We start from the raw sequence: 16,948 nt of genomic DNA on the forward strand, positions 1-16,948 counted from the left end.
CTAGGAGGGGCAGGCCCCCTCCATCCCCCGCTGGGGGTAGTCGCGGTCCAGCACCGTGTCGCGATGCCCGGCCAGCTGGCCGCCCTGCATCAGCCGCGACATGCCGATCAGGTCGTATGCCAGCACGTCCAGCTGCCAGCGGGCCCGGTCGCCGCCGCGCATGTCGGCATAGAGATCGGGGTCCTGCAGCATCCGGCGGCCGATCGTCTCCATCCGCTCGGCGGCAAGCGGGTGCTGCCCGCCGCCGGAGGGATCCTGCCAGGCCTGGAGCTGGAAATAGAGGCCGAGCCCGTCGGGCCGGTTCTGCCGCTCGGCGAAGCGGTCCATGGCGAAGCGGTCGGCAGCCAGCTCCGCAGATGGCGGAAAGCTGCCCCCTGCCGGCGCAGGGCCGGACTGCAGCACATGGCCGATCTGGTGGGCGACAAGGAAGGGCAGCGTGGAGGCCGTGACCGCGCGGACGGCAAGATCGGCAGCGAGGAAGCCGGCGCGGTCCTCGGGGGTGATGCCGAAGGCGTCGAGCGGCGGCGGCACCGTGCGGTGCCGTCCCAGCGCCCTGGCATAGCTCTGCAGCCAGCCGCGGTCGCATCCGCGGAACTCGAACATCGCGTCGAGCGCGGCGAAATCTTCGAGGAAGAGGACCGACTCGACCGGAATCACCACGATGCTGCGTGCCTGCCGCGTGCCGAAATAGAGCGGCGTCGGCCCGTCGAGCGGCACGGAGAGCGACAGGTCGCGGGCGCGGCTCTGGTCGAATTCGGGGATGGCGGCGCGGATGTCGCGGAAGATGGCGCGGACCAGCGGCGCGATGCGCGCGCTTTCCGCCTCCAGCCGGTCGGCGGGATAGAGCCCGGCGGCGGCAGGGCAGGCCAGGAGGAAGAGCGCGCAGGCCGCCTGCAGGACCCGCCCCCTGGCGGCCCGGACACGCGGCGCGGTCTGCCGGTCTCTGCTGCTCATGCGGGTTCTCCCTGGCTCGCCGAAGACTAGCGGCCGGGGCGTTAAGAATTCCCTCCCGGCTCTGCGCCCGTGCCGCGGGCGGCGAAGAAGGCGGCGATGGTCGCAGCGGCGGTGTCGAGATGGCGGCGCAGCACCCGGGTGGCGCGGGGGATGTCGCCGGCCCGGGCCGCCTCCAGCATGTCACGGTGTTCCTCCTGGGACAGGTGCGCCCGGCCATGCGCGGCCAGGTGGAAGCGCAGGTAGCGGTCGAAGGAGCTCAGCGCATTCTCGGTCAGCGCCAGCAGCTTCGGCTGTCCGGCGCGGCTGTAGAGCACCAGATGGAACCGCCGGTTCAGCTCGCCCATGCGGCCGGGATCGGCATTGAGGTCCATCTCCTCCAGCAGCTCGGCAGCGGCGGCGAGATCTTCGGGCTGCAGATGCGGGATCGAGCGCTCGAGGCAGGCCGGCTCCAGCGCCATGCGGATCGCGTAGAGATCGGCGGCGTCGGCGGCCGAGATCTCGGTCACCACCGCACCCTTGTGCGGCACGAAATCCAGAAGCGCCTGCGCCTCGAGCTGGCGCAGCGCCTCGCGCACCGGCATGCGGCTGACGCCGAAGGCCTGGGCCAGTTCCTCCTGCCGCAGGGGCGTGCCGCCGGGCAGCCGGCCCGACAGGATGGCGTCGCGCAGGGCCGCCTCGACATGCTGGGTGGCAGTGCGGTGGCGGCCGCCGCCGGCCGCTACCAGGGCGGCGAGATCGGGTTTCATCTGCATCCGATATCCAATTGCTGATTGGATCCAATTATGGCACAAGCCGGGGAAAGGTCCAGTATCCCGCAGCGAGATTTCCCATGTCCGACCCTGTTCCGGCCGCCAAGGCATCGCTTGTCCAGCCGCTCACCGCCGGCATCCTGGCGGCGATCGTCGGGTTCTCCAGCTCCTTCGCCATCGTGCTGCAGGGGCTGGCCGGGGTCGGGGCGAGCCCGGCAGAGGCCGCCTCGGGGCTCTTCGCGCTCTGCCTCCTGCAGGGAGCGCTGGCGATCTGGCTGGGGCTCTGGATGCGCCAGCCGATCAGCCTGGCCTGGTCGACCCCGGGCGCGGCGCTGCTGATCGGGGCGGGGGTGCCGGGCGGCGGCTACGGCGTGGCGGTGGCGGCCTTCCTGATCTGCGGCGCGCTGATCGTCATCGCGGGGCTCTGGCGGCCGCTGGCCCGCGCGGTCTCGGCGATCCCGCTGCCGCTGGCCGGGGCGATGCTGGCCGGGGTGCTGCTCGATCTCTGCCTGGCGCCGGTGCGCGCGGTGGAGCAGATGCCGGCGCTGGCCCTGCCGATCGTCCTGGCCTGGCTGGCCGGCTGGTGCTTCGCGCGGCGCTATGCGGTGCTGATCGCGGTGGCGGTCACGGTCGCCGTCGTGGCGCTGAGCACCTCGCTGCCCGAGGGCGCCGCCGCCTTCGCGCTGCCCGCGCCGATGCTGGTGCGGCCGGTCTTCGACCTGGTCCCGGCGCTCGGCATCGCGGTGCCGCTCTTCATCGTGACGATGGCCTCGCAGAACGTGCCCGGGCTCGCGGTGCTGCGCTCGAACGGCTACGAGCCGGCGACCTCGCGGCTCTTCGTTTCCACCGGGCTGGCGAGCATGGGGGCGGCGGCCTTCGGCGGCCATGCGCTGAACCTCGCGGCGATCACCGCTGCGCTCTGCGCCGGCCCAGAGGCGGGGCCCGACCGGTCGCGCCGCTTCCTGGCCAGCACGATCTGCGGCGTGGCCTATCTGGCGATCGCCATGGTTTCGGGCTTCGCCGCCAGCTTCATCGCCGCCTCGCCGCCCCTGCTGATCGAGGCGGTGGCGGGGCTGGCGCTGCTGACCAGCCTGGGCGGGGCGATGGTGACGGCGATCCAGGACGAGGAGCACCGGCTGGCGGCGGTGGTGACCTTCGTCACCACGGCCTCGGGGATCAGCCTCTTCGGCATCGGCGCGGCCTTCTGGGGCATGCTGGCCGGCGGGCTCCTGCTGCTGGCGGAGAAGGCCGCCTCAGGACGGGCGTGACACCCTGGGCGGCGACATCTGCACGCAGAGAATGCCCGCCGCGACCACCAGAACCCCGGCCAGATCCCACAGCGACAGCGCCTCGCCGAGCAGTGCCGCGGCCACGGCGACGCCGAAGACCGGGTTGAGGAAGTGGTAGGTGGCGGCGCGCACCGCGCCGATCCGCTGCACCAGAAGGAACCAGACGAAGGTCGCGATCAGCCCCGGCACCACGGTGGTATAGGCCAGCGCGCCGACGAGCCGCGGCGTCCAGATGACATCCCAGGTCTCGGTCAGCCCGCCGGCCACGGCCAGCGCTGCGGAGCCGACGAACATCTGCAGCCCGACGATCATCAGGAGGTTGCCGCCCGAGGAGGCGCCGCGCATCACCAGCGTGGCGATCGCCAGCGCCGCGACCCCGAGCCCGCAGAGCGCCAGCCCCGCAAGGTCGGCCCCGCCCGAGATGCGGTGGCCGAGGATCAGCGCCACGCCGGCGAGCCCTGCCGCCAGCCCGGTCCAGCCGAGCGGCGTCGGCCGCTGGCCGAGGAAGGCCCAGCCCATCAGCGCGACCAGCAGCGGCATGGTCGAAGCGGTGATCGTCGCCACCGAGGCCGGCACGGTCTGCATGGCGATGAAGTAGAGCCCCAGATAGAGCGCGTTCTGGCAGATGCCGAAGACGGCGGTCATCATCCATTGCTGGCGGCTGAGCCGGATCGTCTGGCCGAGCGAGGCGGCGATGGCCACGGCGATGGCACCGGATATGGCGAAGCGCAGCGCCAGGGACAGCATCGGCGGCGCTTCGGCAACGATGATCCGGGCCGAGCTGAAGGCCGAGGACCACATGAAGGAGAAGGCGACCCCCATGGCGACGGCCACGAGGTCGAGACGGGAGGAACTGGTCATGACTAGCGCTTTAGCAGGTCCGCAGCGCCGGTAAAGCGCGGCGGATGAGGCCAGAGCCGCCTGACGTCAGGTCCAGTCAGCGCGGACCGAGATGCTCTTCGCCCCGGGCCTTCGCCAGGGCGATCTGCTTCTGCCGCTCGCGGAAGCGCGCCTTGTCCTCCTCGGAGGTCTCGGCGACGCAGTGATGGCAGCTCACCCCGTCCTCGAATTCCGGACGCTCGCGGTCTTCGGGCAGGATCGGGCGGCGGCAGGCATGGCAGAGCACATGCGGGCCTTCCTTCAGCCCGTGCCCGACCGAAACCCGGCCGTCGAAGACGAAGCAGTCGCCGCGCCAGAGGCTGTCCTCCGCGGGGACGTCCTCGAGGTATTTCAGGATGCCGCCCTTGAGGTGGTAGACCTCCTCGATGCCCAGCCCCATCAGGTAGTTGGTCGATTTCTCGCAGCGGATGCCGCCGGTGCAGAACATCGCGATCCGCTTGTTGTGGAAGCGCTCGCGATTGGCCTCCCACCAGGCAGGGAAATCGCGGAAGCTGGCGGTCTCGGGATCGACCGCGCCCTCGAAGGTGCCGATGGCGACCTCGTAGTCGTTGCGGGTGTCGATCACCGCCACGTCGGGCGCCGAGATCAGCGCGTTCCACTCGGCGGGCTCGACATAGTGGCCGACGGCGGCGCGGGGATCGACCTGGGGCTGGCCCATGGTCACGATCTCGCGCTTCAGCCGCACCTTCATGCGCGGAAAGGGCGCCTCGGCGGCGGTGCTTTCCTTCCAGGCCAGATCGGCGCAGCCGGGCAGGGCGCGGATATGCGCCAGCACCTTGTCGATGCCCTCGCGCGGGCCGGCGATGGTGCCGTTGATGCCTTCCTGCGCCAGAAGAAGCGTGCCCTTCACGCCATTGGCGCAGCAGATCTTCGCCAGCGGGCCCTGGATGGCGGCCGGGTCGGGAAAGGGCGTGAAATGGTAGAGCGCGGCGACGGTGAACATGGGCGTTCCGATACGCCTCCGGCGCGGTGCGGGCAAGGGGCTAGCCAGCCTGGCACGGCAGGAGCGTTGACGTCCGGCCCCCGGCGGCCTTAGCCATGTGGAATTGCCAAGGAGACCTTACATGCGCCCGGACACCGACGCCCTTGTCGTCATCGACATCCAGAACGATTTCTGCCCCGGCGGCGCGCTGGCCGTGCCCGGCGGCGACGAGGTGGTCGCGCCGGTCAACGCGATGATGGAGGACTTCTCCACCGTGGTGCTCAGCCAGGACTGGCACCCGGCCGGGCACAGCTCGTTTGCCAGCAGCCATCCCGGCAAGACGCCCTTCGAGATGGTGGAGATGCCCTACGGCCCGCAGGTGCTCTGGCCCGAGCACTGCATCCAGGGCAGCGAGGGCGCGGCCTTCCATCCCGGGCTGCGCACGGACCCGGCGCAGATGATCGTCCGCAAGGGCTTCCGCCAGGGGATCGACAGCTATTCGGCCTTCTTCGAGAATGACCGCACGACGGCGACCGGGCTGCATGGCTACCTGCAGGACCGCGGCGTGACGCGGCTGGTGCTCTGCGGGCTGGCGACGGATTTCTGCGTCAACTTCTCGGCCGTGGACGCGATGCGGCTGGGCTACCAGACCGAGCTGGTGCTGAAGGCGGCGCGCGGCATCGATCTCGAGGGCTCGCTGGAGGCCGCGCTCGAGGCGATGCGCGCGGCCGGCGTGACGCTGACCTGAACGCCGTTGAGCCACCTGGCAGGGGCCGGGCGGCGCTGCGCCGGGGTGTCAGCGGCCGATCAGGGCGCCGTCGCGGCCGCAGAGCTCGGCCATTTTCAGATAGGCGGCGGTGAAGCCCCGGAGCGGCAGCTCGGCGACCAGCCGTCCACCCGTCGAGACCTTGATCGCGCTGCCCGCCGCCATGGCCGGCAGCACGGCCTCCGCGACGTCCGCGGGCACCTCCGCCCGGGCCTGCATGATCCCCTCGTCATCGAGCCCGGCCGTCGCCGGGGTGCCGGCCAGGACCGTCCCGTCGACCGAGAACTCCGCCGCCTGCCCGTCTTTCAGCGCGGTCGGGTAGTGCCGCGGCGCGCTTTCCTCCAGCCAGATCCGCGGCGTGCCGTCCCCGGGGCGCATCGACACGAAGAGCCGCGGCAGGCCGTCGCCGCCGGTCCCGGCGCTGCAGTCCGCGACCTGTCCCTCGGCGCCGATATCGACCGCCGCGCGCCAGTCGCCATAGGTCCAGGCGCGGGCGCCGGTGCCGAGGCAGAGAAGGCCGGCCAGCAGCGCGCAGAGGGGAAGGGGGCTCATGATCTGTCCTTTCGCGGTCCGAAGCCGCCGTCTTGGTTGCCGTCTTGGTTGCCGTCCGGGCGGCGGCTGCGCCAGTTTGGCCACAACCTGCGCCGGGTGCCTTGCCTAAGTCCGGGCGGCTTGCTCTAAGCTGGGGCGGGCTACCCGGAGTGACTGTGCATGGTCGATATCGCCACCCGCGTCTATAACCACAAGTGGAAGATCGACCCGATCGTCCGCTCGCTGATCGATACCGACTTCTACAAGCTCCTGATGTGCCAGACGGTCTTCGGCAAGGGGCCGCAGACGCAGGTCACGTTCAGCCTGATCAACCGCACGAAATCGCTGCGCCTCGCCGAGCTGATCGACGAGGGCGAGCTGCGCGAGCAGCTGGACCATATCCGCAGCCTCAGCCTCAGCCGCGGCGAGAGCACCTGGCTTCGGGGCAACATGTTCTACGGCAAGCGCCAGATGTTCCGCCCCGACTTCATGGAGTGGTTCGAGAACCTGCGCCTGCCGCCCTACCACCTCGAAAAGCGCGACGGGCAGTACGAGCTGACCTTCGAGGGCTCCTGGCCCGAGGTGATGCTCTGGGAGATCCCGGCGCTTTCGGTGCTGATGGAGCTGCGCGGCCGCGCCGTGCTGGAGCGGATGGGCCGGTTCGAGCTCGAGGTGCTCTATGCCCGCGCGATGACCAAGCTCTGGGAGAAGGTCGAGCGGCTGAAGACCCTGCCCGACGTGAAGATCGCCGATTTCGGCACGAGGCGGCGGCACAGCTTCCTGTGGCAGGACTGGTGCGTGCAGGCGATGCTCGAGGGGCTCGGCCCGAATTTCGTCGGCACCTCGAACTGCCTGATCGCCATGCGCCGCGAGGTCGAGGCGATCGGCACCAACGCGCATGAGCTGCCGATGGTCTATTCGGCGCTGGCCGAGGATGACGAGGCGCTGGCGGCGGCGCCGTTCAAGGTGCTGCAGGACTGGCAGGAAGAGCACGAAGGCAACCTGCTGGTGATCCTTCCCGATACCTACGGCACCAGGGAATTCCTCGACCGCGCGCCGCACTGGCTGTCGCGCTGGACCGGCATCCGCATCGACAGCGGCGATCCGGTCGGCAATGGCGAGGCGGCGATCGAGTGGTGGAAGTCGAAGGGCGAGGATCCGCGCGGCAAGCTGATGATCTTCTCCGACGGGCTCGATGTCGACGAGATCTTCCGCCTGCATGCGCATTTCGCCGGCCGGGTCCGGGCCAGCTTCGGCTGGGGGACGCTTTTGACCAACGATTTCCGCGGGCTGGTCGAGGACGACGCGCTGGCGCCCTTCTCGCTGGTCTGCAAGGCGGTCAAGGCCAATGGCCGGCCGACGGTGAAGCTGTCGGACAATCCCAACAAGGCGATGGGCCCGGAGGCCGAGGTCGCGCGCTACAAGCGCGTCTTCGGCGTCGGCGAGCAGGCGCGGCGCGAGGTCATCGTCTAGCCCCGCGCCGCCGCGCGCCTCAGCCGAACTGGGGCGCGTCGCGATGCAGGAACAGGCAGTCGAGGAAGCGCAGCGGCCGCTGCGGATGCGGCGAGTTGAGGATCGCGTAGAGCCGGAAGCCCTTCTTGTCGAGCAGCCCGACCACGTCGGCGAAGGTGTAGCCGTCGACGAAGCGGTTCATCACCGAGACCTCGCAGGCGATGAACTGCACGCGGCCCAGATGCCGCTCGAGCCCCTTGATCGCCTCCAGCTCGTGGCCCTCGATATCCAGCTTGATGCCGACGCTGGTGGCCGGGGGCAGGGTGTCGATCACCGAGTCGAGCGTGGTGATCTCCACCTTGTAGTCGCGGGTCTCGCCCTTGGCGGTCAGCTCGGTGCGCTCGTGCAGGCTGCTATGGCCCAGCCGCGCATGCAGCACCATCTCGCCCTCCGCCGCGCCGATCGCCTTGTTGATGATGATCGGGTTCTCGGGGCGGTACTTCAGCCGGGTCTCGAAGCCCCGCTGCGGGTCGATCAGCACGAGGCGGGAGGCGGGGAAGGCCTTGTAGAGATCGGGCGAGCCGGTGGCGACGCCGACATCGAGCACGTAGTCGGGCGACATCTTCAGCGCGGGCAGGAAGGTCGCCTGGCTGACCCTCGGCGCCGTCTCGGCCGCGGCCTTGCCGCCGGGGCCCTCCGCGGCCGGCGCGGGCAGATCGCCGTGCCGCATCACGCAGGCCGCCTTCCAGAGCCGGGGATGCTGTTCGCGCAAGTACTGTCCGAAGCGCTGTTTCATTGCCATGCCGTTGTCCGTTCTCCAGCCCGCAGGGCGACCTGCCCTTCACCATCACCGGTTCGTTATGACGGCTCCGGCGGCGGAAGGCGAAGCGTCCCGGCGCCGCGCCCGGGCGGTGACCAATTTGCAGGCGGATGCGGAAAAACCGGGCCGTTTGGCACGCGAGCGCTTTTCAATCGCGCCATCGCGGCTAGGGTGTGGGCAAACAGATCATCTTGGAGCTTTCCCATGGCGAACCTTTTCCTCAACCGCCGCCAGCTTCTGTCCCGGACCGCCGGGGCGGCGGCGCTTGCCGGTCTGGCCCCGGGCCTGCTGCGCGCCCAGGGCGCGGCGATCCCGGTGGCGGCCGCCTACACCGTGCCGGTGGAGCAGAAATGGGTCGGCCGCATCCATATCGCCGCCGAGGCTGCGCAGGCCCGCGGCGACATCAGCTACAAGTTCTCCGAGAACGTCTCCAACACCGACTACACCCGCGTGCTGCGCGAATATGCCGAGGGCGGCGCCAAGATGGTGATCGGCGAGGCCTTCGCGGTCGAGCAGGAGGCCCGCGAGGTCGCGGCCGACTATCCCGAGATCGCCTTCCTGATGGGCTCCTCTTTCAAGGCCGATCCGGATCTGCCGAACTTCTCGACCTTCGACAACTACATCCAGGATGCCAGCTACCTGTCGGGGATCATCGCCGGGGCGATGAGCAAGTCCGGCAATATCGGCATGGTCGGGGGCTTCCCGATCCCGGAAGTGAACCGGCTGATGAACGCCTTCATGGCCGGCGCGAAGGAGGTCAATCCCGACCTGAAATTCCAGATCGCCTTCATCGGCTCGTGGTTCGATCCGCCCAAGGCCAAGGAAACCGCCTTCGCGATGATCGAGAACGGCGCCGACCTGCTCTATGCCGAGCGCTTCGGCGTGGCCGATGCCGCCAAGGAGCGCGGGATCCTGTCGATCGGCAACGTGGTCAACACCCAGGCGGACTATCCCGAGACCGAGGTCGCCTCGGCGCTGTGGCATTTCGAGCCGACCATGGACGCCGCCACCGCCGCGGTCGCGGCCGGCGAGTTCACCGCCGCGGATTACGGCGTGTTCAGCTTCATGAAGCATGGCGGCTGCTCGCTGTCCGAACTCGGCACGTTCGAGGGCAAGGTCCCGGCCGAGACCATGGAGCTGGTCACGGCGCGCACCGCGCAGATCCTCTCGGGCGAGTTCGAGGTCGAGATCGTCGACAGCGAACCCGCCGCCTGATGGCCGAAATCCTCCGGCTGGACGGGATCACCAAGCGGTTCGGTCCCGTCCTGGCCAATGACGGCATCGGCTTCGCCCTCGCCGAGGGCGAGGTGCTCGCCCTGCTGGGCGAGAACGGCGCCGGCAAGACGACCCTGATGAACATTCTCTTCGGCCATTACGTCGCCGACGAGGGCAGCGTGCATGTCGCCGGGCGGGAACTGCCCCCCGGCCAGCCCGGCGCCGCGCTGGCGGCCGGGATCGGCATGGTGCACCAGCATTTCACCCTGGCCGAGAACCTGACCGTGCTCGACAATGTCGCGCTCGGCACCCGGCCGCTCTTCTCGCTGTCATCGGGCCGGCGCGCGGCGCGGGCGCGGCTCAGGCAGCTGTCGCAGGATTTCGGCCTGGCGGTCGATCCGTCCGCGCGGGTCGCGGACCTGTCGGTGGGCGAGCGCCAGCGGGTGGAGATCCTCAAGGCGCTCTACCGCGACGCCCGCGTGCTGATCCTCGACGAGCCGACGGCCGTTCTGACCCCGCAGGAGGTCGAGGCGCTTTTCGCGACGATCCGCAAGGCGGTCGCCAAGGGGCTGGCCGTCGTCTTCATCAGCCACAAGCTGGGCGAGGTGATGGCCGTGGCGGACCGCGTGGTGATCCTGCGCCGCGGCGCCAAGGTCGCCGAGATGAGGACCGCCGAGACCGACCGCCACCGGCTGGCCGAGGCGATGGTCGGCGCCGAGATCGTGCCGCCCGAGGTGCCTGCCGTGACGCCGGGCGAGGTGCTCTTCCGGCTCGGCGGCGTCTCGGTCGCGGGCAGTCCGGGGCTCGACGATGTCTCGCTTTCGCTGCGCGCGGGCACGATCACCGGGATCGCGGGCGTTTCGGGCAACGGCCAGCGGGCGCTGGCCGATCTGCTTTCGGGCCTCGCCGTGCCGGAGACGGGCACCGCCGAGCTGAAGGGCGCCGCGCTGGCCGCCTGGTCGCCCCGGCAGGCCGTCGCCCAGGGGATCGCGCGCATCCCCGAGGACCGCCACGCCACCGGCACGATCGCCGATTTCGACCTGACCGAGAACGCGATGCTGGAAGACTACGCCCGCCCGCCGATGTCGCGGAAGGGCTGGCTCGACTGGGGGCGGGCGCGCAAGCGCGCCGAGGCGATCATCGAGGGCTACGACGTGCGCTGCCCCGGGCCGTCGGTGCCGATCCGGCTCCTGTCGGGGGGCAACATGCAGAAGCTGATCCTCGGCCGCGTGCTGGAGGCGGGCCCGTCGATCATCCTGGCCAACCAGCCGACCCGCGGGCTCGATATCGGCGCGGTGACCTATGTCCACCGCCAGCTGCTGGCCGCGCGGGAACGCGGCGCGGCGGTGCTGCTGATCTCCGAGGATCTCGACGAGCTGCGCGCGCTGTCGGACGTGATCCATGCGATCCATGACGGCAAGCTGTCCCCGGCCTTCGCGCGGGGACAGGTGACGGTGAAGGAACTTGGCCTGTGGATGGCCGGGCAGGGAGGCCGGGATGCGGCTTGAACCCGTGGAGGCGCCCACGCTCGCGCGCCGGATCGGCTATCCGGCGGCCGCGCTCGCCGCGACCGTGCTGGTCGCCGCGGCGCTGGCCGGGATCGCCGGGGGCAATCCGCTGGCCGTGCTGGGCCAGATCGTCGACGGCGCCGTCGGCACGAAATTCGCCCGGCTGGAGACGCTGAACCGCGCCACGCCCTTGATCTTCACCGGGCTCGCCGTGGCCGTCGCCTTCCGCGCGAAGCTGTGGAATATCGGCGCCGAGGCGCAGCTCTATCTGGGCGCGGTGGCGACCGTGCTGATCGGCACGCAGTCCGGCCTGCCCGGCCCGCTGGTGATCCCGGCCATGGCCGCGGGCGCCGTGGTCGCCGGCGCGCTGATGCTGCTCGGCCCGACGCTCCTGAAGACGAAGCTCGGCGTCGACGAGGTGGTGACGACGCTGCTTCTGAATTTCGTGGTGCTGCTCTTCGTCGGCTACCTGCTCGAGGGGCCGATGAAGGACCCGATGGGCATGGGCTGGCCGAAATCGCCGTCGTTGCCGAAGGAGGCGCGGCTGCCGCGCATCGTCGAGGGGCTGCGTCTGCACTGGGGCTTCGGCATCGCGCTGATCTGCGCGCTCGGCGTCTGGCTGGTCCAGGCGAAGACGACGCTCGGCTTCGAGATGCGCGCCGTCGGGCTCAACGCCCGCGCCGCGCGCTTCGCCGGCATGCCGGTGAACGCGGTCCTCGCCAAGACCGCGCTGATCTCGGGCGGGCTGGCGGCGCTGGCGGGCTTCTCCGAGGTCGCGGGCCTCAAGGGCAACCTGACCGCCGATATCTCGCCCGGCTTCGGCTATACCGGCATCGTCGTGGCGATGCTGGCGCTGCTCAATCCGCTGGGCGTGGTGGTCTCGGCGCTGTTCGTGGCGGGCATCTTCGTCGGTGCGGACAGCATGAGCCGCTCGGCGGGCGTGCCCTCCTACATTGCCGACATCCTCCTGGCCTCGGCGCTTCTCTTCATGGTGCTGGCGCTGATGCTCAGCCGCTTCCGCGTGGTCAGGGGCTGACATGGACATCACCGACATCCTCCTCTCGGCCACCTTCTGGGCCGCGGTGCTGCGCATCGCCTCGCCGCTGATCTTCGCCACGATGGGCGAGCTGATCTGCGAGCGGGCGGGCGTGCTCAATCTCGGGATCGAGGGGATCATGGTCGCGGGCGCCTTCGCCGGCTGGATCGCGGTCTATGCCGGGCTGCCGCTCTGGGCCGGGGTGGGCTGCGCCTTCCTGACCGGGGTCTGCTTCGGGCTGATCCACGGCACGCTGACCGTGCCCTTCGGCCTGTCGCAGCACGTGGTGGGCATCGGCATCACCATGCTGGCGAGCGCGGCGACCTATTTCGCCTATCGCGTCGCCCTGCCCGAGGTCTCGTCCCCGCCGCGGATCGAGGCCTTCCAGCCGACCGGCTGGCCAATCCTCGGCAGCCAGACCGTGCTGACCTGGGCGGCGCTGGCGAGCGTGGCGATCACCGCCTGGGTGCTGTTCCGCACGCCGCTGGGCCTGGCGCTCCGCGCCGTCGGCGAGAACCCGGCGGCGGTCGAGGCGCAGGGCCTGCCGGTCCACGGCCTGCGCATGGGCGCGGTCGCTGTCGGCTCGGGGCTGATGGCGGTGGGCGGCAGCTTCCTGACGCTCTCGGCCTTCAACTCCTTCTTCTTCGACATGGTCAACGGGCGCGGCTGGATCTGCATCGCGCTGGTCGTCTTCGGCGCCTGGATGCCGGGCCGCGCGCTCCTTGGCGCGCTGCTTTTCGCCGGCTTCGACGCCTTCCAGGTGCGGCTGCAGCAGACCGAGCTGGGCGCGGGCCTGCCCTACCAGCTGTTTCTCGCCATGCCCTATCTTCTGTCGATCCTGGCGCTGATCCTGATGTCGCGCCGCGCCGAGGTGCCGGGCGCGCTGATGGTGCCGTACAACAAGGGGGAACGCTGATGTTCGACCTGATCGTCAAAGGGGGCACGCTTCCCGACGGGCGCGTTGCCGATATCGGCATCAAGGGCGACCGGATCGCCGCGGTGGAGCCGCGTCTCGAGGCGGAGGCGGGCGAGGTGATCGACGCGGCCGGCGACCTGGTCTCGCCGCCCTTCGTCGACCCGCATTTCCACATGGACGCGACGCTGAGCTACGGGCTGCCGCGGGTAAATGCCTCGGGCACGCTGCTGGAGGGCATTGGCCTCTGGGGCGAGCTGAAGGAGATCATGACGCTCGAGGGGCTGAAGGAGCGGGCGCTGGCCTATTGCGACTGGGCGGCCTCGATGGGGCTTCTGCATATCCGCAGCCATGTCGATACCTGCGACGACCGCCTGCTGGGCGTGCAGGCCATGCTCGAGGTCCGCGAGGCGGTGAAGCCCTATATCGACCTGCAGCTCGTCGCCTTCCCGCAGGACGGGGTGTTCCGCGATCCGACCGCCTGGGACAACACGGTGCGCGCGCTCGACATGGGCGTCGACGTGGTCGGCGGCATCCCGCATTTCGAGCGGACCATGGCCGAGGGCGCGCGCTCCGTCACCGCGCTCTGCGAACTGGCGGCCGAGCGCGGGCTGCCCGTGGACCTGCATTGCGACGAGACCGACGACCCGATGAGCCGCCATGTCGAGACGCTGGCGATGGAGGCGCAGCGGCTGGGGCTGCAGGGCCGCGCGGTCGGCTCGCACCTGACCTCGATGCATTCGATGGACAACTACTATGTCTCGAAGCTCCTGCCGCTGATGGCCGAGGCGGGGCTGGCCGCCATTCCCAATCCGCTGATCAACATCGTGCTGCAGGGCCGCCACGACAGCTTCCCCAAGCGGCGCGGGATGACGCGGGTGAAGGAGTTGCGGGCGATGGGCATCCCGGTGGCTTTCGGGCAGGATTGCGTGCTCGACCCGTGGTACAGCCTTGGCACGGCGGACATGCTGGATGTCGCCTTCATGGGGCTGCATGTGGCGCAGATGACCCATCCAGAGGAGATGCGCGCCTGCTTCTCGATGGTGACGGAGGAGAGCGCGAAGGTGATCGGGCTCGAGGGCTACGGTCTGGCACCGGGATGCGCGGCCTCGCTGGTCGTGCTCGATGCCGCCGATCCGGTCGACGCGCTGCGGCTGCGTCCCGCGCGGCTCGCGGTGGTGGCGAAGGGCAAGGTGGTAGCGCGGAGCCCGCGGGCCGATGCAGCGCTGTCCCTGCTGGGCCGGCCCGGATCAGTCCGGCGGCGGCGCCCGGTGCCGGGCCGGGCCTGACCCCGCCTGCCAATCCGCGAAGCCCTCGGGAAACCGGGGAAGGCCCGACCCGGCTGCCCTTCGGCCTTATTTCCCGAGGGCAGCCGAGTCGGGCCATCGCGGGCTCCGCGTCGTTGCCCGGCCGGATCAGCGGCGCAGGGGCCGGCGCATGGTGATCGAGGTCGGCCGGTCATAGCCCGGATGCGCCGTCTCGCCGGTCTTGGCGAAGCCCATCCGCGCGAAAGCGGCGTGGTTCTCGACAAGCTCGATGCGCACCTGCAGTTCCAGCCAGCCGAGCCCCGCCGCCCTGGCGCGCTCTGCCGCGAGTTCCACCAGCTGCCGGGCGAGGCCCTTGCCGCGGGCGCTCTCGGCCACGGCGAGCTTGCCGATATAGAGCGCGTCGGGCTTCGGCGTCAGCACCGCGCAGGCCTCGATCGGATCGCCGGACACCCAGAGCTCGGCCGTGGCGCAGCTGTCGCGCAGGGCCGTCTCGGTCAGCCGCAGCATCGAGGAGGGCGGGTCGATCCGCGCCTCCATATAGGCGAAGCTCGTCCGGATCAGCGCCAGCATGGCCGGAATCTCGGGGCTGGCGGCATCGAGGCGGCGGAGGGTCATGGCGCAGCTCCTTGGTCGGCCGGGACCGGGCCGGGCTTCCCGCCCGGCGCGGGATGTCGTAGCAGAGAGGCGATCGCGCGCAACGGGAAAGGGGCCGCCATGGGCTGGAGCGGGAATTTCGGGGCGCTGGCCGCCCTGCCGCAGGAGATCCGCGACGAGCTGGAGCGGCGCAGCACCGTGATGGACATCCCCGAGGGTACCACGATCTTCGCGCCCGGCATGCAGGCGGACAACCTCCTCCTGCTGCTTTCGGGCACGGTGCGGGTGCAGCAGGTCTCGGAATCGGGGCGGGAGATCGTGCTCTACCGGGTCGAGGCCGGGGAAAGCTGCGTGATGACCACCGCCTGCCTGATCGCCCATGAGGACTATGCCGCCGAGGGCATCACCGAGACGCCCTGCCGCGCGGTGGCGATCCCGCGCCAGGTCTTCGACGACCTGGCCGCGAAATCCGACGCGTTCCGGCAATTCGTCTTCACGTCCTATGCGCGGCGGATCACCGACCTTTTCGGCGTGATCGAGGCGCTGGCCTTCCAGCGGGTCGACATCCGCCTGGCGCAGCGGCTGCTGAAGCTCGCCGGGCCCGGCGGCCTGCTGGAGACCACGCACCAGAAGCTCGCCACCGAACTGGGCACCGCCCGCGAAGTGGTCAGCCGCCAGCTGCGCGAATTCCAGCGCCGCGGCTGGATCGAGCAGGCACGGGGCAGCGTCCAGCTGACCGACCGGGCGGCGCTGGAGGCGCTCTCGCAAGAGTGACGGCACGGGCGGGAAATAATCTCCTTTTCTGATCTGTCTCGGTGACAAACTCACAGACGGCGGAATATTCTTCGCGGTATCAGGGGGCCAACAGGAACTGGAGTCCGAGATGACTGCGAATATCGGAAATGTCGACCGCATCCTTCGACTGGCATTGGGTGCAATTCTCGTGCTGTTCGGCGCGCTGGGGCTAACCGGCGGTCTGCAGATCGCCTCCGTCCTCGCCGGCATCGTGCTTCTGGCGACGGCGGGGATGCGGTTCTGCCCGCTCTACCGGCTTCTGGGGGTGTCGACATGCAGGATCTGACCCCGATCGCCCCGACCCGCGAGGAGAGAACAATGACCGCCTATCCCGTCAACATGTCCGTCAGGCCCGAGGTGCGGACCTTCTTCGACAAGGCCACCTGGACTTTCACCCATGTCGTCAAGGATCCGGCATCGAATGCCTGCGCCGTGGTCGATTCCGTGATGGATATCGACTATGCGGCCGGCCGGATCACCTATGACAATGCCGACGAGGTCATCGCCTATATCAAGGAGAACGGCCTGAAGCTGGAATGGCTCCTCGAGACCCATGTCCATGCCGACCACCTGTCGGCCGCGCCCTATATCCAGCGCGAGCTGGGCGGCAAGATCGGCATCGGCGAGAAGATCACCGTCGTGCAGGACACGTTCGGCAAGATCTTCAACGAAGGCACCGAGTTCCAGCGCGACGGCAGCCAGTTCGACGCCCTCTTCAAGGACGGCGACACGTTCATGATCGGCACGATGCAGGGCTTTGCCATGCACACGCCGGGCCATACGCCGGCCTGCATGACCCATGTGATCGGCGACGCGGCCTTTGTCGGCGACACGCTCTTCATGCCCGATGGCGGCTCGGCGCGGGCGGATTTCCCCGGCGGCGATGCCGGCACGCTCTACGACTCGATCCAGAAGGTGCTGAGCCTGCCGGACGAGATGCGCATCTTCATGTGCCATGACTACGGCCCGAACGGCCGGGACATCGCGTTCCTGACCTCGGTCGGCGACGAGAAGGCGCACAACATCCATGTCGGCCAGGGCAGGACCCGCGAGGACTTCATCAAGTTCCGCACCGAGCGCGACGCCCAGCTCGACATGCCGCGGCTGATCCTGCCCTCGCTGCAGGTCAACATGCGCGCGGGCGAGATCCCGACCGACAAGGACGGCCGCCCGATGCTGAAGCTGCCGATCAACCAGCTCTGATCCGGCCAGGCGGAGGGCCGGACCACAACGGCC

General features: G+C 69.8%; 18 protein-coding genes. 11 read left to right on the top strand and 7 right to left on the bottom strand.

Annotation, left to right across the window (positions count from 1 at the left end; translation table 11 throughout):
• Positions 1 to 954, bottom strand: a complete 954-nt coding sequence (locus FGX59_RS09670) for a hypothetical protein (protein WP_138466328.1) — start codon at positions 952 to 954, stop codon at positions 1 to 3.
• A 41-nt stretch (positions 955 to 995) separates the two neighbouring features.
• On the bottom strand, positions 996 to 1,706 hold the full coding sequence (locus tag FGX59_RS09675) for a GntR family transcriptional regulator (protein WP_206078330.1): 711 nt from the start codon (positions 1,704 to 1,706) through the stop codon (positions 996 to 998).
• Between the two features lie 77 nt (positions 1,707 to 1,783).
• Here FGX59_RS09675 and FGX59_RS09680 point away from each other — a divergent pair, with 77 nt between their 5' ends.
• Positions 1,784 to 2,971: a benzoate/H(+) symporter BenE family transporter gene (locus FGX59_RS09680; protein ID WP_138466329.1), complete on the top strand. Its 1,188-nt coding sequence runs from the start codon at positions 1,784 to 1,786 to the stop codon at positions 2,969 to 2,971.
• Here the strand turns inward: FGX59_RS09680 and FGX59_RS09685 are convergent.
• Both FGX59_RS09685 and FGX59_RS09690 read right to left on the bottom strand, forming a co-directional pair.
• The gene (locus FGX59_RS09685; RefSeq protein WP_138466330.1) at positions 2,957 to 3,853 is read right to left on the bottom strand and encodes a DMT family transporter; all 897 of its coding nucleotides are present in this window, start codon (positions 3,851 to 3,853) and stop codon (positions 2,957 to 2,959) included. The genes FGX59_RS09680 and FGX59_RS09685 overlap by 15 nt on opposite strands.
• Positions 3,854 to 3,929: 76 nt before the next feature.
• A complete protein-coding gene (locus tag FGX59_RS09690) occupies positions 3,930 to 4,835 on the bottom strand; it encodes a rhodanese-related sulfurtransferase (protein ID WP_138466331.1) in 906 nt (301 codons plus the stop codon).
• Positions 4,836 to 4,956: 121 nt separating this feature from the next.
• Between FGX59_RS09690 and pncA the strand changes: the two genes are divergently transcribed.
• Complete coding sequence (pncA, locus tag FGX59_RS09695; RefSeq protein ID WP_138466332.1) at positions 4,957 to 5,562, top strand: bifunctional nicotinamidase/pyrazinamidase; 606 nt, start codon at positions 4,957 to 4,959, stop codon at positions 5,560 to 5,562.
• A gap of 48 nt (positions 5,563 to 5,610) precedes the next feature.
• Here pncA and FGX59_RS09700 read toward each other — a convergent pair whose 3' ends face one another.
• Positions 5,611 to 6,132 carry a hypothetical protein gene (locus FGX59_RS09700; RefSeq protein WP_138466333.1) on the bottom strand — a complete coding sequence of 174 codons (522 nt, stop codon included), beginning with the start codon at positions 6,130 to 6,132 and terminating at the stop codon, positions 5,611 to 5,613.
• A 159-nt stretch (positions 6,133 to 6,291) separates the two neighbouring features.
• On the opposite strand from FGX59_RS09700, the gene pncB reads away from it, so the two are divergent.
• Positions 6,292 to 7,584, top strand: coding sequence for a nicotinate phosphoribosyltransferase (pncB, locus tag FGX59_RS09705; protein ID WP_138466334.1), 1,293 nt, complete (start codon positions 6,292 to 6,294; stop codon positions 7,582 to 7,584).
• A 19-nt stretch (positions 7,585 to 7,603) separates the two neighbouring features.
• On the opposite strand, the gene FGX59_RS09710 is transcribed toward pncB, so the two are convergent.
• Positions 7,604 to 8,365 (bottom strand): FkbM family methyltransferase, encoded by a 762-nt coding sequence (locus FGX59_RS09710; RefSeq protein ID WP_138466335.1) that lies wholly within the window; start codon positions 8,363 to 8,365, stop codon positions 7,604 to 7,606.
• Positions 8,366 to 8,587: 222 nt separating this feature from the next.
• Between FGX59_RS09710 and FGX59_RS09715 the strand changes: the two genes are divergently transcribed.
• From FGX59_RS09715 to FGX59_RS09735, 5 genes are read left to right on the top strand one after another with little or no spacing between them, the layout of a single operon-like run.
• Positions 8,588 to 9,598 carry a BMP family protein gene (locus FGX59_RS09715; RefSeq protein WP_138466336.1) on the top strand — a complete coding sequence of 337 codons (1,011 nt, stop codon included), beginning with the start codon at positions 8,588 to 8,590 and terminating at the stop codon, positions 9,596 to 9,598.
• Complete coding sequence (locus FGX59_RS09720) at positions 9,598 to 11,106, top strand: ABC transporter ATP-binding protein (protein ID WP_138466337.1); 1,509 nt, start codon at positions 9,598 to 9,600, stop codon at positions 11,104 to 11,106. Before FGX59_RS09715 ends, FGX59_RS09720 begins: the two co-directional genes overlap by 1 nt.
• A complete protein-coding gene (locus FGX59_RS09725) occupies positions 11,096 to 12,142 on the top strand; it encodes an ABC transporter permease (RefSeq protein WP_138466338.1) in 1,047 nt (348 codons plus the stop codon). The genes FGX59_RS09720 and FGX59_RS09725 overlap by 11 nt, the downstream gene beginning before the upstream one ends.
• A 1-nt stretch (position 12,143) precedes the next feature.
• The gene (locus tag FGX59_RS09730) at positions 12,144 to 13,058 is read left to right on the top strand and encodes an ABC transporter permease (RefSeq protein WP_138466339.1); all 915 of its coding nucleotides are present in this window, start codon (positions 12,144 to 12,146) and stop codon (positions 13,056 to 13,058) included.
• Entirely contained in the window at positions 13,058 to 14,344 is a 1,287-nt protein-coding gene (locus tag FGX59_RS09735; protein WP_138466340.1) for an amidohydrolase family protein, read from the top strand. The genes FGX59_RS09730 and FGX59_RS09735 overlap by 1 nt, the downstream gene beginning before the upstream one ends.
• 126 nt (positions 14,345 to 14,470) lie before the next feature.
• Here FGX59_RS09735 and FGX59_RS09740 read toward each other — a convergent pair whose 3' ends face one another.
• Entirely contained in the window at positions 14,471 to 14,938 is a 468-nt protein-coding gene (locus FGX59_RS09740) for an N-acetyltransferase (RefSeq protein WP_138466341.1), read from the bottom strand.
• Between the two features lie 99 nt (positions 14,939 to 15,037).
• Here FGX59_RS09740 and FGX59_RS09745 point away from each other — a divergent pair, with 99 nt between their 5' ends.
• The 3 genes from FGX59_RS09745 (at position 15,038) to FGX59_RS09755 (ending at position 16,915) form a co-directional block, all read left to right on the top strand.
• Positions 15,038 to 15,691, top strand: coding sequence for a Crp/Fnr family transcriptional regulator (locus tag FGX59_RS09745; protein WP_138466342.1), 654 nt, complete (start codon positions 15,038 to 15,040; stop codon positions 15,689 to 15,691).
• A 109-nt stretch (positions 15,692 to 15,800) separates the two neighbouring features.
• On the top strand, positions 15,801 to 15,998 hold the full coding sequence (locus FGX59_RS09750) for a DUF2892 domain-containing protein (protein ID WP_138466343.1): 198 nt from the start codon (positions 15,801 to 15,803) through the stop codon (positions 15,996 to 15,998).
• 32 nt (positions 15,999 to 16,030) lie between these two features.
• Entirely contained in the window at positions 16,031 to 16,915 is an 885-nt protein-coding gene (locus FGX59_RS09755; protein ID WP_138466344.1) for an MBL fold metallo-hydrolase, read from the top strand.
• The last annotated feature ends 33 nt before the right edge of the window (positions 16,916 to 16,948 follow it).

Source organism: Poseidonocella sp. HB161398, assembly GCF_005870025.1.
Lineage (GTDB): Bacteria > Pseudomonadota > Alphaproteobacteria > Rhodobacterales > Rhodobacteraceae > Mangrovicoccus.

Excerpts from the sequence above, each read along its gene's own strand:
- FGX59_RS09750 (WP_138466343.1), top strand. The coding sequence starts at position 15,801 with ATGACTGCGAATATCGGAAATGTCGACCGCATCCTTCGACTGGCATTG.
- FGX59_RS09670 (WP_138466328.1), bottom strand. The coding sequence starts at position 954 with ATGAGCAGCAGAGACCGGCAGACCGCGCCGCGTGTCCGGGCCGCCAGG.
- FGX59_RS09680 (WP_138466329.1), top strand. The coding sequence starts at position 1,784 with ATGTCCGACCCTGTTCCGGCCGCCAAGGCATCGCTTGTCCAGCCGCTC.
- FGX59_RS09715 (WP_138466336.1), top strand. The coding sequence starts at position 8,588 with ATGGCGAACCTTTTCCTCAACCGCCGCCAGCTTCTGTCCCGGACCGCC.
- FGX59_RS09720 (WP_138466337.1), top strand. The coding sequence starts at position 9,598 with ATGGCCGAAATCCTCCGGCTGGACGGGATCACCAAGCGGTTCGGTCCC.
- FGX59_RS09730 (WP_138466339.1), top strand. The coding sequence starts at position 12,144 with ATGGACATCACCGACATCCTCCTCTCGGCCACCTTCTGGGCCGCGGTG.
- FGX59_RS09685 (WP_138466330.1), bottom strand. The coding sequence starts at position 3,853 with ATGACCAGTTCCTCCCGTCTCGACCTCGTGGCCGTCGCCATGGGGGTC.
- FGX59_RS09690 (WP_138466331.1), bottom strand. The coding sequence starts at position 4,835 with ATGTTCACCGTCGCCGCGCTCTACCATTTCACGCCCTTTCCCGACCCG.
- FGX59_RS09710 (WP_138466335.1), bottom strand. The coding sequence starts at position 8,365 with ATGGCAATGAAACAGCGCTTCGGACAGTACTTGCGCGAACAGCATCCC.
- pncA (WP_138466332.1), top strand. The coding sequence starts at position 4,957 with ATGCGCCCGGACACCGACGCCCTTGTCGTCATCGACATCCAGAACGAT.
- FGX59_RS09700 (WP_138466333.1), bottom strand. The coding sequence starts at position 6,132 with ATGAGCCCCCTTCCCCTCTGCGCGCTGCTGGCCGGCCTTCTCTGCCTC.
- FGX59_RS09725 (WP_138466338.1), top strand. The coding sequence starts at position 11,096 with ATGCGGCTTGAACCCGTGGAGGCGCCCACGCTCGCGCGCCGGATCGGC.
- FGX59_RS09745 (WP_138466342.1), top strand. The coding sequence starts at position 15,038 with ATGGGCTGGAGCGGGAATTTCGGGGCGCTGGCCGCCCTGCCGCAGGAG.
- FGX59_RS09735 (WP_138466340.1), top strand. The coding sequence starts at position 13,058 with ATGTTCGACCTGATCGTCAAAGGGGGCACGCTTCCCGACGGGCGCGTT.
- pncB (WP_138466334.1), top strand. The coding sequence starts at position 6,292 with ATGGTCGATATCGCCACCCGCGTCTATAACCACAAGTGGAAGATCGAC.
- FGX59_RS09755 (WP_138466344.1), top strand. The coding sequence starts at position 16,031 with ATGACCGCCTATCCCGTCAACATGTCCGTCAGGCCCGAGGTGCGGACC.
- FGX59_RS09675 (WP_206078330.1), bottom strand. The coding sequence starts at position 1,706 with ATGCAGATGAAACCCGATCTCGCCGCCCTGGTAGCGGCCGGCGGCGGC.
- FGX59_RS09740 (WP_138466341.1), bottom strand. The coding sequence starts at position 14,938 with ATGACCCTCCGCCGCCTCGATGCCGCCAGCCCCGAGATTCCGGCCATG.